The organism is Phycicoccus sp. Soil803 (genome assembly GCF_001429685.1).
Lineage (GTDB): Bacteria > Actinomycetota > Actinomycetes > Actinomycetales > Dermatophilaceae > Pedococcus.
Window position 1 is genome coordinate 3,477,418 of sequence record NZ_LMST01000001.1, and the last position, 13,614, is coordinate 3,491,031.

The following is a 13,614-nucleotide window of genomic DNA, read 5'->3' on the forward strand; positions in this document are numbered from 1 at the left end:
ACCCAGCCGTGGGGCGACGAGTTCGGGATGTGCGTCGACCGGTTCGGGACCTCGTGGCTGGTCAACATCGCCGGGGGCGGCTGACGTATCCGATCCGCGCTGCGCCCGATCGGTCAGGCTGTCCGTCGGGACCGCAGGTCGGCGATGCCGCGGCCGGCGGCAGTCCCCTTGCGCTCGAACCTCGTCACCGGCCGCTCGGCCCAGCGATCGACCACGCTAAGACGGCCCCGCAGGTGTGCCGTCATAGGCACGACCGGCGGCAGTAGCGTGCGCCTGATCGCGCGCAGAGCGGCATGAGCGGACGTTGCGCGGCTACTCGGAGTCCAAGGTCACGGTCCTGCTTTGGGATACGCGGAGGGGCACCCCTCGTGACGCCTCCAGTGCGATCACGAGAGGTCTGACGGTCACCACCCGAGCCTCAATGAAAACGGTTCCAATAGACCGCTCAAGATCCTCGTCGGCCAGCAACTCGTGCGTCGGCATGCTCCGCAGCTGTCCCTCTACATCATCGAGTGCCGCCGCGAGGGACTGGATCTCCTCTGCGCTACTCCTAACCGAGTCGTCTTCCAGACCGGCGTCACGCGCGCGCCGCAACGTCGGCGTGATGACTTTCAGGACCACAATCACGAACGCGCACAAGACAGCGGCGGCACCGGGTGCCCAACCGACCTCGTTCCACATGCGCGGAGTGTGGCACAGCGCCGTGGGTGCTCAGCTTGTCGGCACAGGCGGATCGCGGCAGATCCGGGCGTGTGGCTCGCACCATCGTCCCGGTTGCATTGAACCCGAGGCGAATCGTCGGGCACTCTTCCCGGTTTCCCCGACGAGCCGTGAAGGATGTTAGCTAAGAGGTCGTGGACGCGTCCGGGCACAACTGAGTGCCCATGGCAATGAGGCCGGTGATGTCCCTGAGGGCCGACCCCACGCCAGGGGCCCAAATGTCATGGATCTCTCGATACCTTTCCAAGTCACCTGCTGCGCCGTTCACGCCATACTGGGTGCCATCGTCAGTGGTGAACACAACGCTGTGGAGCGTCGATCCCTCCCCTGGGACCAGTTCGCATGACAGCGTCCCTCCCTCAACCGTGAGCGGCCAGGCAGCTGTGCTCTTGTTCAGGGCGTTGTATTCGTCGCGGGTGATGTGGCGTGTGCGGCCACCAGCATCTGCCGCCGAGGGCGGCACCGACGGCGCGGACGTGCCTGGCTCCTGGCACCCGCTCACGAGCAGGCAGACCATCGCGATCGCGGCCACCCCCCGAATCCAGGTCACTCGGTCAGTCTAGTGATTCCGCTGGGGCGTATCAGTCGCTCGGCGGCGTCGGAGAGGGCGGGGATACGATCCGACTCGATCACCTGCTTGACCTTCATCAAGGTCTGCCGCATCTTCCCTTCGACCAGATGCCTTGCTATTTCGACGTCCGCGGTGGGTGCCATCGTCTCCGTGCGCACGGTGTACAGACAGCCCGCGTCCACCTTCTCGAGCGTCAAGACGCGGACGAGGTCGGTACCATTGTTGAGGATCCGCCGCTTGAGATGCCTGGGTCGCTCAACCTCCTCAATCTCTGTCAGCAGGACCCTCTGGTTCCCGGCTTCGTCTTCGTGAACATTGCAGTACTGATGTCCGACACCGAATGTCGGAGTGCCGGGTACGGGGAAAGTTTTGACGAAGCCCTGCTCCAGCTCACTGTTGGACGCGGGCTCGGTGACGAACTCCCAGACCGTCTCGACGTCTGCGGCGATCACCACGCTTGCCTCGAAGGCATGGCGCTCAACCTTGCTCGCAGCCTCCCGGCGGCTGTCCCATCGACGACCCAACCGTTCGACCCAGTTCCCCTGCGACGTGCGTGGATTGTAGGTGTGGGACGGTCCCGTTGAAATCGCTACCACAAGCTCGCATGGCGAATACCTCCATCGGCATCTCCGCACGCCAAAGAGGCGTGTCCGCACATCGACATGACCGACCGTGCGCTACGCGGCATGATCGGATGTTTTCGGCACGATCGCGACCACGTACGTCGAGCAGTTCAGCGAGTGGGTGACTGAAGCCCGACGACCTCGGTGAGCCGTCTGACCGCCGTCATCGCTCGACGTCCGGCCCGCCCATGAACGTCTCGAGCGCGAGATCGAGCTCCGATCGAAACGTCGAGGCGCCGCCAACCAAAGCCTCCGGCGACACGACGAACGAGTTGGGCACCCTTGGCTCACCGAACAGCCTGCTGAAGGGACGCCGCACGACCACCCCTTCGTGGGAGCCGACAAGCACACGCAGAGTGAACGACGGTCCGTCCTCAAGCCCTTCGAACGCGTGCCACGGCAGGAAGAACGACTCGAAGGGGTGACGCACCGCGAGACCCTCTGCGGAGAACACGGCCGAGTACCGCAACGCCAAGCCCATCCCCGCCAACGACGCGAACATGAGGATCACCCAGAGACAAGTCATTAAGGGGGCGTATGGCGGCGCCGCCGATGCTGTAGCCCAGTCAACCAGGGCGAGCACCCCTCCACCGATGGCCCATGCTCCCGCGACGTAGGCCGCGCGGTGGAAGTCTCCCGGTATTGTTACCGTCCCGTCGGCGGCGTGCCGCGGCTGAGCCGTTTGACTCTCGCGACCGATCCAGAGCAACACACAACCGAATGCGGCCAAGCCACCCGCCGCGACGAGCCAATTCATGTGGGGTAGGGGGGCCAGCCACTCCGGCTGCTGAACGGTCACCGTGGCAACTATGGCGGCCACGACACACGTGTGCACGCACATCGGCATGAGCGGACGTTCCATCCCCGCCTAGTTGGGTAAGGAGTTGGTCAAGGATGGCCGGTGGTCGGGGGTAAAGGTGGATTGCTGTCCGTGGTGGGTGTCATCCTCGAAGCAGCGGACAATTCCATACAAAACAAACACACAAATTTGACGGGTATATCCCTGGGGGTCGGCTCCCCACCCTTGGCCAGAGGCCGCACACAAACTGACAGCCGCTCAAACACACACAGACAAAACTCTTCGTCCGCACCTCCCTGATTCTTCTGTGTCCGGCGTTTGAGCGACCCCCAGCGTCGGTGAGCACCACCCTTAGTGGCCGCCCCAGTACCGGGTGTGTCGTGTGGAACGGGTCGCACTAGCTCCACGCGGCACACCCTTGGGAAAGGGCGTGGTGGTCGTGACCTCGACGACCCGCAACCAGGTGTGGACGGCGCTGCCCCCGATCGGCGATCGGGACGACCGCCCGCTGGACTTGCCGCAGCTGGACGCCGCGACGCAGGCGCAGGTGGTGGCCCGGTTGCTGTCGCCGGACTTCGACGCCTGGTCGGTGGCCGCATCCCGGGTCGGGTTCTGCGCCAAGCCAATCCGCCTGGTCGGCCAGTCCCGCACCTTCGACAAGACGACTGGTGAATTGGTCCGGTGTTACGCGTCGGCGGATGAGCCGACCGGGGTGACGTTCGTGCGCTGCGGCAACCGGCGCGCCTCCGAGTGCGAGTCTTGCTCGCGGCTGTACGCGGCGGACACGTTCCACCTGATCCGCTCAGGGGTGACCGGCGGAAAGGGCGTCCCGGCGACCGTTGGCGAGAACCCGCTGGTGTTCGCGACCCTGACCGCCCCGTCGTTCGGGCCGGTCCACGGCGTCCGCCCCAACAACGGCAGGTGCCGGCCACGACGCGATACCGGAGCCCGCTGCCCGCACGGAAGACCGTTGTCCTGCATGGCGATTCACGCCGATGAGGACATAGCCGTGGGGCAGCCGTTGTGTCCGGACTGCTACGACTACGCCTCCCAGGTGGTGTGGCAGTGGTGGGCGCCCGAGCTGTGGCGACGCTTCACGATCACCCTGCGACGGATGCTGGCCCACCACGTGGGCGTGCTGCCCGCCCACCTCGGCGATGTGGCGAGCGTGCAGTACGCGAAGGTCGCCGAGTACCAGCTGCGCGGCGCGGTGCACTTCCACGCCCTTGTCCGCCTCGACGGCCCCCAAACCACTGACGGCTTCGCTCACGCCCCCACCCAGGTGACCGCCCGAGTGCTGTCCGCGCTCGTCGAGCAGGCCGTCCGCGCGGTCCGGGTCACCGCCGACCCGGTCCACGACGGCGATGTCCCGCGCGTGCTGGCGTTGGGAGTCCAGGTCGACACCCGCCCGGTGCGGACCTCGTCACGCACCGACGACCCCGACCGCGAGCTCACCCCCGAGCAGGTCGCCGGGTACCTGGCTAAGTACGCCACCAAGTCCGCCTCCGACACCGAGGCCAAGGACTCCACCCACCTGCGCCGCCTACACGCCACCGCCCGCAGCATGGCCGCGCGTGCCGTCAGCGCCGAGGAGGACCCGACGGCCCCTTATGGGTTGCTCGGCAAATGGGCACACACGCTCGGCTTCCGGGGCCACTTCGCGACCAAGTCCCGCCGCTACTCCGTCACCCTCGGCGCCCTCCGCCGGGCCCGGCAACGCGCTCAGGCCCGGATCGTCGAGGCCAACCGCACAGGCACCCCTATCGACCTCCGCGCCATCGAGGCAGAGCTCCTCGCCGACGTCGAAGACGAGGCCACCGTCGTGATCGGATCCTGGGCCTACGCCGGCACCGGATGGGCCAACGACGGCGAAACCGCCCTCGCCACCGCAGCCGCCTCCCGAGCCCGCGAGTACGCCCAGGAGCGAGCCCGAATTCGAAGTGAGCACAACAGAAACCGCTTGAGAGGAAACACTGATGACAGTTCGAAGATCTTCACCGGCAGGTGAAGCAACCACGTCGCGACCGCCGAGCTGCGCTCGGTTGTGGACCCTCCAGGACGTCTCGGACTTCCTGAACGTGCCGATGGGGACGCTCTACCAGTGGCGGGTCCGCGGCGAGGGTCCACCAGCGTTCAAGGTTGGCCGCCACATCCGCTTCGATCCCGACCGGGTCAGGGCCTGGCTCTCCGAGTCTGGGGCATGACATGGCCAGCATCGACAAGCGCGAACGCGGTGGCGCAGTCACGTGGCTGGCGCGATGGCGTGACGACACCGGTCGTCAGCGCAAGAGGTCGTTCAGGCGCAAGATCGACGCCCAGCGCTTCGTCACGCAGATCGAGGCGGACATGCTGCGAGGTCAGTACGTCGATCCGTCGGACACCACAACGGTGCTGGAGTATGCCCGTCGCTGGGCCGCGGCGAGGATCCACCGACCGACGACGGCTCGGCGGGTGGAGAGCATGATCTCTACTCATGTTGCTGGGACCAGCTTGGGGGCGCGACGACTTGCGGCGGTCACGCCGTCGGAGGTGCAGGCCTGGGCATCGGACCGAGCGCAGATCTTGGCACCGACGACGTTGCGCAACCTGGTGAGCCTGCTGCGCTCGGTATATGCCTCGGCAGTGCTTGATCGGTTGGTGGCGACGTCGCCCGTGGTTCGGCTGTCGCTTCCCCCGACACATCGGGAGCGAGTCGTGCCCCTATCGATCGAGCAGGTCCTGGCTCTGTCCGAAGCGATGCCCAGGCGTAACCGGGCGATGGTCATCACCCAAGCCGGCCTCGGCCTTCGGATCGGCGAGCTCTTGAGCCTGCGGGTCCAAGACGTCGACTTCATGCGCAGGTCGGTGCGCATCGAGTGGCAACTGGCCCCCGGGCAGAAGACGCGCAGCGCCCCGAAGACGCGGCGCTCAACGAGGACCCTTCCGCTCCCCCAAGTGGTGGCCGAAGCGCTGTCGGTGCATCTCGAGGAGTTCGCGCCGGGCTACGACGGCACCCTGTTCACCACTCGGTTCGGGGCGCCATACCGGCACGACTACTACGGGACACGGATCTTCGCCGAGGCGGTCGCCAGGAGCGGCCTGCCCAAGTCGACCACGTCCCACGACCTGCGGCACCACTACGCCTCGGTGCTCCTGGCACAAGGCGAGTCGGTCATCGCGGTGGCCGAGCGCCTGGGCCACCACAACGCGAGCCTGGTGCTGTCCACGTATGGCCACCTGATGCCCGATTCCGAGGACCGAACCCGCCGAGCGATCGAAAGTGCTTGGGCCTCGTGTGCCCCGTCCGTGCCCCACGAGGAGGTCGCAGGTCGCTGACCTGCGGAAATGGCCGTGTTTCAAACGTTGAAGCGGAACTCCACGACGTCGCCGTCGGACATGACGTAGTCCTTGCCCTCCATGCGGACCTTGCCCGCGGCCTTGGCCGCAGCCATCGAGCCCATGGCGTCGAGGTCCTCGTAGGACACGATCTCGGCCTTGATGAACCCACGCTGGAAGTCGGTGTGGATGACCCCGGCGGCCTGCGGCGCGGTCCAGCCCTGACCGATGGTCCACGCGCGCGACTCCTTGGGGCCGGCCGTGAGGTAGGTCTGCAGGCCGAGCGTGTGGAACCCGGTGCGGGCGAGCTGGTCGAGCCCGGACTCCTCGGCGCCGAACGACTCGAGCAGCTCCATGGCCTCCTCCGGCTCCATCTCCATGAGGTCCATCTCGAGCTTGGCGTTGAGGAACACCGAGTCGGCGGGCGACACCAGCGCGCGCAGGGAGTCCTGCAGCGCGGCGTCGGACAGCTGGTCCTCGTCGAGGTTGAACACGTAGATGAACGGCTTGGTCGTCAGCAGGCCCAGGCCCCGCGCCTCGGCGAGGTCGACCCCGGCAGCCGCGCCCGCGGCATACAGGGTGTGGCCCTCCTCGAGCACCTTCTGCGCCGCCACGGCGTTGTCGAGGGTGGCCTTCTTCTCCTTCTGGATCCGCGACTCCTTCTCCAGCCGCGGCACGGCCTTCTCGAGGGTCTGCAGGTCGGCGAGGATCAGCTCGGTGTGGATCGTCTCGATGTCGGACTCGGGCGAGACCTTGCCGTCGACGTGGACGACGTCGCCGTCCTCGAACGCGCGCACCACCTGGCAGATCGCGTCGGCCTCACGGATGTTGGCGAGGAACTTGTTGCCCAGGCCCTCACCCTCCGAGGCCCCGCGCACGATGCCGGCGATGTCGACGAACGACACCGTCGCGGGCAGGATGCGCTCGGAGCCGAAGATCTCGGCCAGCCGCTTGAGGCGGGCGTCCGGCAGCGGGACCACCCCGACGTTCGGCTCGATCGTCGCGAACGGGTAGTTCGCGGCGAGCACGTTGTTCTTGGTCAGGGCGTTGAACATCGTGGACTTGCCCACGTTGGGCAGGCCGACGATTCCGATAGTGAGAGCCACAAGGCCGAGAGTCTACCGGCGGTCAGGGGCAGGCACGGACGCCCGGGCGAGCTGCCGAGACAGCGCGACGAGCCGTCCCTCGCTGTCCCAGACCTCGGCGTCCTCCTCGAGGAAGCCACCGGCCAGCGTGCGGTTCGTGAGGTTCACCCGCAGCCAGCCCGGGGCCGGACGGGCGCGGACGTGCGCCGTGAGCTCGAGGGTGGGCGTCCAGCCGGGCAGCCCGAGCTCGAACGCGACCGGCGGCAGGGCGTCGACGGCCAGGAGCAGCAGGAGCGGGTCGGGCTCGCGGCCGTCGGCCATCCGCAGCCACCCGCGGATGACGCCGTTGCCCGACGGCTTGCCCATCGCCCAGCCGGTGGTCGCCGGGTCGAGGCGCATGTCGAGGCGCTGGAGGAGGGAGGCGTGCTTGAGGAAGTCCGGCGGCGCCTGGGCCGCCGACACGCAACGGTCGGGCGGCGGCAGGTCGGGCGGCTGGGCGGACGTCGTGAGGTCGCCGTCGACCGAGGCGAGGTCGCCGTAGGTCGCGAGGAAACGGACCCGCTCCACCTCGCCGCCCTGCCCGTCGTCCTGCAGCAGCGAGGCCTGTCCGGTCGACACGGCCCGGCCCCGGCGGACCACCGAGGTGCGCACGGTCGCGGGTCCGGGGGCACCCGGCGTCAGGTAGTAGGCGCTGATCGCCAACGGGTCCGGGTGGGCCGGACGGTCACCGTCCACAGTGCCGAACTCCGCGGCGAGCGCCCGACCGGCGATGGCCAGCAGCACCCCGCCGTTGACTCCGCCGCCGATCCGCCACCCCTCGCCCAGGGCCGCGTCGTAGACGCCCCCCTCGCCGTCGCGTGCGGAAACCGCTGAACCCGTGTCGAACTCACTCGCCCCACTGACCACTTGGCTGCTCCCATCCTGCGCTGCGCGCGGCATACCTGACGTCACTGGAGGGTATGCCGCGCAACGGCCGGTCAGGGCGTGGCCGTGGCCTCCGCCACGTCCTCGGCGGTGGCCGTCGTCGGCTGGGTCGGGGAGGTAGTGGGGTCAGTGGTGCTCGCCGGATCCGAGGTGCTGCTCGCGCTCGACGACGACCCGGGGGCGGTCGATGAGGAGCTGGCCGAGGGCGAACCCCCGGTCGAGGACCCGGTGGCACCAGTCGTGGGCGACGTCGAGCCAGCCGGCCCGGTGGTCGTGGGCGCGGTCGGCGTGCTACCCGTGGCCGGTTTCACCCAGGCAGGGTCCTGCTGCACGATGGCCAGGATCTGGCGCTCGAACTCGGTCAGCCGCTCCTGGAGCTCGCTGAGGGGGACATCCTGGATGGAGTCCCCGAAGGCGGAGATCTCCTTCCACAGCTCCGCGAGCTCGGCACTGGTCTGGGCGCTGAGAGGGCCGGACAACGTCACCACCAGCTGGGTCGCGAGGGCCTGGGTGACGCACTGCACGCAGCCGTAGTTGACGGCCGCGGCGACGTTCTCGGGGACGACGACGTTGGCGTTTCCCAGAACGAGGACGACCTGGAAGGCCACTGCGACGGTCTGGCACCCGGTGCAGGACGCCAGCGCGTAGGCCTCGTTGCTGTTCGACACCGTGTCACCATCGGCCCAGACCAGGGCGAAGGCCACGTCGTAGAGCGAGGACCCGTCCTTGGTGTTCACGGCCATGGCCTGGTTGCCACCCTCGCCCGGAGGGAGCGGGCGGTTGAACGGGAAGACCCAGGTCGGCAGCTGCTGGTCCCCGTCCGCCGCCCGGCCCCCTCGGGGCACCATGACGACCGCCAGCTCCGGCGACTCCGCAGTCGGCAGCGCCGCATCGCGGGGCCACACGGCTCGCCCCGCACCCTGCCGACCCTGCTGCAGCGTGGTCGGGGTCCCTGAGCGCAGGGTGCTGGCGACGCCGTCTGCCAGCGTCCCGCGCTCGTAGGCCTGGATGGGCCGGTACGTGCCCGGCTGGGGCCACCAGGACCAGGCCAGCCCGGCCACGACTGCGAGCGCCAGCACGCCGGCCAGCGCGCGCCGCATCGGTCGGTCCTCGGTGGCCCGCCAGGTGCCGGTCGCGACCTGCTTGGTGACACGTGTGACGATGAAGACGACGCCCAGCACCGGCAGGGCGATGGCGACGATCGACAGCACCCGCACCACGACGGCGAGCACGTCACCGTCGGCGAGCTGCGTCTCGAGCCGCGCCCACTGCCTGCCGACGGAGGCCCACGCGGTCCCCGCGACGCGGGGGAAGCTCAGGACCATCATCACGAGGGAGAACAGCAGGACGGGCACGACGACGACCACCCAGACGGTGACCACGGCCCGGGCCCAGGGCTTGAGCACCGTGGCCTCCGGGTCGTTCCAGTGCCGGGGAAGCAAGCCCACGAGGGTCGGCTTGATCCGGTGGTAGAGGTCGGGCACCCCGGTGAGGTCGGCCAGGACGTGGTAGCCGTCGAACCGCACGAGGGGAGCCAGTTGGCGCACCATCTGGAGCACTTGGGTCGCGATGATCAGCAGGATCGCGTCCCAGCCCGTGCCCCACCAAGCGCCGAACATCGCCACGGCCACTATGGCGTTGAAGTAGAGACCACCGAGGTCGGTGCGCACTCGTCCGGCGCGGCCGAGCCGGTAGCTGTCGGTGACATCCGTGTAGAAGGCCGGCCACACGAGGTAGAAACCGGTGCCCATGGCCCCGGGTGTCGAGCCTCCGTAGCGCGCGGCCGCTGCGTGCCCGAACTCGTGGAAGCCGGCCGAGACGACCGTCAACGCGAACACGGCCAGCAGCAGGGCCGGCTGGTCGAAGGCCTGATGGGTGGCCGACGCCAGTCCCTTGTCGAGCAGCACCCAGGCGCAGACTGCGAGGAACGCGCCGACCAGCACCACCACGACGACCGGTGCGAAGAGCAGGGCGAAGGGGGCGGTGATCCGCCTGGTCGATTCCGGATCGGACACGACGTACTTGAACCGCAACGCCAGCAACGGGTTCGAGCGCCGGACCTCGGGTTCCGAACCGTCCGCCTTCGTGAGGACCCCGAGGGTGCGCAGCTTGTCGCACAGCGTCTCCACGTCTGCCCCGGACACCTGGCGTCCCAGGGCTGCCCCCATGGCCTCGGCCACCTCGGCGTGGGACCGCTGCCCGTCCACGTGCTCCAGCACGGAGTAGAGCAGAGGGGTCAGCTGGATCGCCTGGCCGTCACCCCGGCGCACCAGGGCGGGGGCGACGCGGTAGCCGGAACCGGGCACCTCGCCGAGGAGCTGCACCCCGTCGGCGCGCACGGGTGCCGCACCCCCACCACTCGGTGGGGGTGCGGTCGCCTCGTCGTGGACGACTGCGGGCGCGTCGGGGGCACCCGGCCCCTCGAAGGGAGTCACGTCAGCGAGAGCTCGCGCCGACTACTGGGAGATGTCGGACGACTGGTCGGTCGTCGCGTTCGCGTCGGCGTCGATGTCCTGGACGATGATCGCGTCCTGCTGGGCCAGCGCCACGGCATCGGAGTCGATCGACCCGATGTTCGCGGCAACCGCCGCGTCGATCGGGGCAGCCACGTTGGCGTTGGCCGCCACCGCACCCGCGATCGGCGCGGCGAGGTCGAGGTCGGCGGCCAGGTCGACATCGACGTTGAGCAGGTTGCCGTCCAGCGCGCCGTTGCTGGTGACCGCGTCGGTCGCGCCGTCGGTCGGGGACGTCGTCGCGTCGGCGGGAGCGTCCGTGGTGGCGGGCGTCTCGGCGGCCTGGTCGATCGTGGAGTCCTGGCCGGCATCGGCCACGGCCTCACCCGTGATGCCCTGGTCGATGATGACGCCCTGGTCTGCCATGGCCTGGGCCTCGGAGCCGACGGACAGGATGTTCGCGCCGACCGCAGCGTCGATCGGCGCCGCCACGTTGGCGTTCGCGGCCACGGCGAGGTCGATCGGCGCAGCGGCGTCGAGGCCGATGTCCAGGTCCGCGTTCAGGTCGAGGAGGCTGATGACCTCCTTGTCGGGCAGGGCGGTGCCGGCCTCGGCGGCCAGCTCGTCCGCGGTCAGTGGCGGCATGCTCGAGTCAGTCATGGTGCACTCCGTGTCGACGGTTTCCCCCGGCCCAATGACACGGCGACAGTACCCCTCGCTGCCTCACGATGCACATCGGGGCAAGGCCCTGACCTGCGACGATGCCCCTGCGAGCACTCAGCCAGGCGGCTGACCACTGCAACCGGTGTGGGCGACGAACGGCCGCCGCGCGGCATACCTGGTCGACCTCACCTCACAGCGCCGGGAGTCCGTCCTCGAGGTATGCCGTGGGGCCGGCATGGGCGGCGAGGAAGGCGAGCAGGCGCTGGTTGTAGGGCGCCACGCGCTCCTCCCACTCCTCCTCGGCGGCGAAGTGCAGCGAGCGGATCTCCCTGCGCTCCAAGGTGGTCCGCGCGATGAGCTCCTCGTCGGCGACCCCGAGGTCGAAGACGAAGACCGTGGCGTCGCTCCACCCTCGCCACGGTGGCAGCCAGTTGACCGCGAGCAGGGCGCGGACCTCGACGTCGATCGCGAGCTCCTCCCTGACCTCGCGGACCACGCACTCGGCCGGCGACTCCGAGGGGTCGACCACGCCACCGGGCAGGTCCCACTCGGCCTTGTAGGTGAGCTCGCACAGCAGCACCCGACCCGCAGGGTCGCGCAGCACGCCCTGGGCGATGGCGCGCTTGGTGGGCAGTGACGAGTTGAGCAGGGCGATGAAGCCGTCGCGGCTGTCGGGCTCCGCGTCGTCGCGCAGCCGGGCGAGCACCATCGTGTCGACCCGCTCACCGGGACCCGCGAGGGCGCCGCGGGCGACCCCCTCCTTGCGCATCCCGGCGCGCAGCGCGGCCCGCACCCCCGATCGGTCGGCGTCGGGCACCCGGGCCTCGATGCGGTGCACCTCGAGCGCGTCGAAGGTCCAGGCGACGGCCAGTCTCAGGGCGCGCTCGACGATGCCGACCTCGCGGTACTCGGCGACGACCGCCCAGATCAGGTCGGCGTCACCGGACCCGTCGTCGATCACCTCGACGCGCCCCACCTGTTCGCCCTGCCACTCGACGGAGAACGCGTGGTCACCCAGCTCACCGGTCGGGTCGGGGTCGCCGCCGTCGCCGTCGACGGCCCGCAGGGTCAGGTCGCCGTCGACCAGCGCCGTCCCGGGTTCAGCCACGGGCCAACCCTAGACGAGCCGCCCCAGCCTCATCCGTTCGGCTGAATTGTCACCGGGGGGCGGAACGGTGCGACCCAGCGCTCGTTGTCCCCGTAACCGTCCCGTCAGGCAAAGGAGTGCCCCCGTGACCTCCACCGGTCCCGAAGAGGAGCTCAACGATGTCGCACTCCTCGAGGAGATCGACCTCCTCGCCGACCTGGTGGTGGCGGCAGGCAGTGCGGACCGGCCCCTGACCGACCCCGAGGTGGACCTGGCCCTGGGCCTGCATCCTCAGCCCGTGCGGCCACCAGGCGCCGAGGACGTCGCGGCTGCCTCGTAGCGTCCGCTGGTCGACGCGAGCTGGGCTCGGGGCTTCGCGGTTCAGGACTGGTCGAGTCGGCTGACCTGTGCGGGGGTGAGCGCGATGTCGGTCGCGGCGGCGGAGGCCCGGACCGTCTCGGGGCGGCTGGATCCGGGGATGGGGATGACCACTGGGGACTTGGCCAGCATCCACGCGAGCGTCACCTGCTGTGCGGTGGCGCCGACCTCGGCGGCGACCTCGGCGAAGGGCTGGTAGGTGGTGGCGAGGTCGGCGGCGTTCTTGATGCCTCCGAGTGGGCTCCACGGCAGGAACGCGATGCCGAGTGCGTCGCACAGCTCGAGCTCTGGCTCACTCGACCGGAAAGCGGGCGAGAACTGGTTCTGCACGGACACCAGTCGCCCGCCGAGGATCTGCTGGGCGCTGCGGATCTGGTCCGGGTTGGCGTTGGAGATGCCGGCCATGCGGATCTTGCCTGCGTCGAGCAGGTCCGCGATGGCGCCGACCGAGTCCTCGTAGGGGACGGTGGGGTCGGGGCGGTGGAACTGGTAGAGCCCGATGGCGTCGACTCCCAGGCGCTGCAGGGACGCCTCACACGCTGCCTTGATGTGGGCGGGGGTGCCGTCCAGGGTCCAGGCGCCGCCACCGGGGCGCAGGTGCCCGCCCTTGGTGGCGACGAGCACGCCGGAGGTGTCACCGCCGTAGGAGGCCAGCGCTTCGGCGATGAGGGTCTCGTTGTGACCGACGTCGCTCGCATCGAGGTGGTACGCATCGGCGGTGTCGATCAGGGTGATGCCGGCGTCGAGGGCGGCGTGGATCGTGGCGAGGGAGCGAGACCGGTCGGGACGCCCCTCGATGGACATCGGCATCCCGCCGAGTCCGATGGCGCTGACCTTGGTGTCGCCGATCTGGCGCAGCTGCATGGGGTGGCTCCTTGCGGTGGGCGGGTGGCCGGCGGGTCCGGCCCTGAGTTTCAGCGGGTTGGTGACGTCGTCAAGGATCCCTGTCAACGATTGACAAGTCCAACAGTAGAAAGTGCTGGCAGTATCCATTTA

13 protein-coding genes are annotated in these 13,614 nt (G+C 69.2%); 4 read left to right on the forward strand and 9 right to left on the reverse strand.

All coding sequences use genetic code 11. The features are described 5' to 3' along the window. Positions 1–312 precede the first annotated feature (312 nt). The 3 genes from ASG95_RS16130 to ASG95_RS16145 form a co-directional block, all read right to left on the reverse strand. Complete coding sequence (locus ASG95_RS16130; protein ID WP_057378119.1) at positions 313–681, reverse strand: hypothetical protein; 369 nt, start codon at positions 679–681, stop codon at positions 313–315. A gap of 585 nt (positions 682–1,266) precedes the next feature. Next, complete coding sequence (locus ASG95_RS16140; protein ID WP_082592703.1) at positions 1,267–1,947, reverse strand: SRPBCC domain-containing protein; 681 nt, start codon at positions 1,945–1,947, stop codon at positions 1,267–1,269. 130 nt (positions 1,948–2,077) lie between these two features. Further along, complete coding sequence (locus ASG95_RS16145; protein WP_157582184.1) at positions 2,078–2,713, reverse strand: hypothetical protein; 636 nt, start codon at positions 2,711–2,713, stop codon at positions 2,078–2,080. A 439-nt stretch (positions 2,714–3,152) separates the two neighbouring features. On the opposite strand from ASG95_RS16145, the gene ASG95_RS16150 reads away from it, so the two are divergent. The 3 genes from ASG95_RS16150 to ASG95_RS16160 are packed head-to-tail and all read left to right on the forward strand — an operon-like array spanning position 3,153 to position 6,028. Next, on the forward strand, positions 3,153–4,721 hold the full coding sequence (locus tag ASG95_RS16150; protein ID WP_200961352.1) for a replication initiator: 1,569 nt from the start codon (positions 3,153–3,155) through the stop codon (positions 4,719–4,721). After that, entirely contained in the window at positions 4,690–4,917 is a 228-nt protein-coding gene (locus tag ASG95_RS22225) for a helix-turn-helix domain-containing protein (RefSeq protein ID WP_082592705.1), read from the forward strand. The genes ASG95_RS16150 and ASG95_RS22225 overlap by 32 nt, the downstream gene beginning before the upstream one ends. A 1-nt stretch (position 4,918) precedes the next feature. Further along, the gene (locus ASG95_RS16160; protein ID WP_056923946.1) at positions 4,919–6,028 is read left to right on the forward strand and encodes a site-specific integrase; all 1,110 of its coding nucleotides are present in this window, start codon (positions 4,919–4,921) and stop codon (positions 6,026–6,028) included. Positions 6,029–6,048: 20 nt separating this feature from the next. On the opposite strand, the gene ychF is transcribed toward ASG95_RS16160, so the two are convergent. The 5 genes from ychF to ASG95_RS22120 form a co-directional block, all read right to left on the reverse strand. After that, a complete protein-coding gene (gene ychF, locus ASG95_RS16165) occupies positions 6,049–7,134 on the reverse strand; it encodes a redox-regulated ATPase YchF (protein WP_057378122.1) in 1,086 nt (361 codons plus the stop codon). 12 nt (positions 7,135–7,146) lie between these two features. Further along, on the reverse strand, positions 7,147–8,019 hold the full coding sequence (locus tag ASG95_RS16170) for a thioesterase family protein (RefSeq protein WP_235543934.1): 873 nt from the start codon (positions 8,017–8,019) through the stop codon (positions 7,147–7,149). A 71-nt stretch (positions 8,020–8,090) separates the two neighbouring features. After that, on the reverse strand, positions 8,091–10,472 hold the full coding sequence (locus tag ASG95_RS16175) for a hypothetical protein (protein WP_057378124.1): 2,382 nt from the start codon (positions 10,470–10,472) through the stop codon (positions 8,091–8,093). Between the two features lie 21 nt (positions 10,473–10,493). After that, positions 10,494–11,150: a hypothetical protein gene (locus ASG95_RS16180; protein WP_057378125.1), complete on the reverse strand. Its 657-nt coding sequence runs from the start codon at positions 11,148–11,150 to the stop codon at positions 10,494–10,496. Positions 11,151–11,343: 193 nt separating this feature from the next. Then, a complete protein-coding gene (locus ASG95_RS22120; RefSeq protein ID WP_082592709.1) occupies positions 11,344–12,261 on the reverse strand; it encodes an NUDIX hydrolase in 918 nt (305 codons plus the stop codon). A 124-nt stretch (positions 12,262–12,385) separates the two neighbouring features. Here ASG95_RS22120 and ASG95_RS16190 point away from each other — a divergent pair, with 124 nt between their 5' ends. Further along, on the forward strand, positions 12,386–12,580 hold the full coding sequence (locus ASG95_RS16190) for a hypothetical protein (protein WP_057378126.1): 195 nt from the start codon (positions 12,386–12,388) through the stop codon (positions 12,578–12,580). Between the two features lie 41 nt (positions 12,581–12,621). On the opposite strand, the gene ASG95_RS16195 is transcribed toward ASG95_RS16190, so the two are convergent. Then, on the reverse strand, positions 12,622–13,482 hold the full coding sequence (locus tag ASG95_RS16195) for an aldo/keto reductase (protein WP_057378127.1): 861 nt from the start codon (positions 13,480–13,482) through the stop codon (positions 12,622–12,624). Positions 13,483–13,614 lie beyond the last annotated feature (132 nt).

Bases quoted from the DNA above. Each gene is read 5' to 3' on its own strand.
- ASG95_RS16180 (WP_057378125.1), bottom strand. From the start codon at position 11,150: ATGACTGACTCGAGCATGCCGCCACTGACCGCGGACGAGCTGGCCGCC.
- ASG95_RS16195 (WP_057378127.1), bottom strand. From the start codon at position 13,482: ATGCAGCTGCGCCAGATCGGCGACACCAAGGTCAGCGCCATCGGACTC.
- ASG95_RS22225 (WP_082592705.1), top strand. From the start codon at position 4,690: ATGACAGTTCGAAGATCTTCACCGGCAGGTGAAGCAACCACGTCGCGA.
- ASG95_RS16130 (WP_057378119.1), bottom strand. From the start codon at position 681: ATGTGGAACGAGGTCGGTTGGGCACCCGGTGCCGCCGCTGTCTTGTGC.
- ASG95_RS16160 (WP_056923946.1), top strand. From the start codon at position 4,919: ATGGCCAGCATCGACAAGCGCGAACGCGGTGGCGCAGTCACGTGGCTG.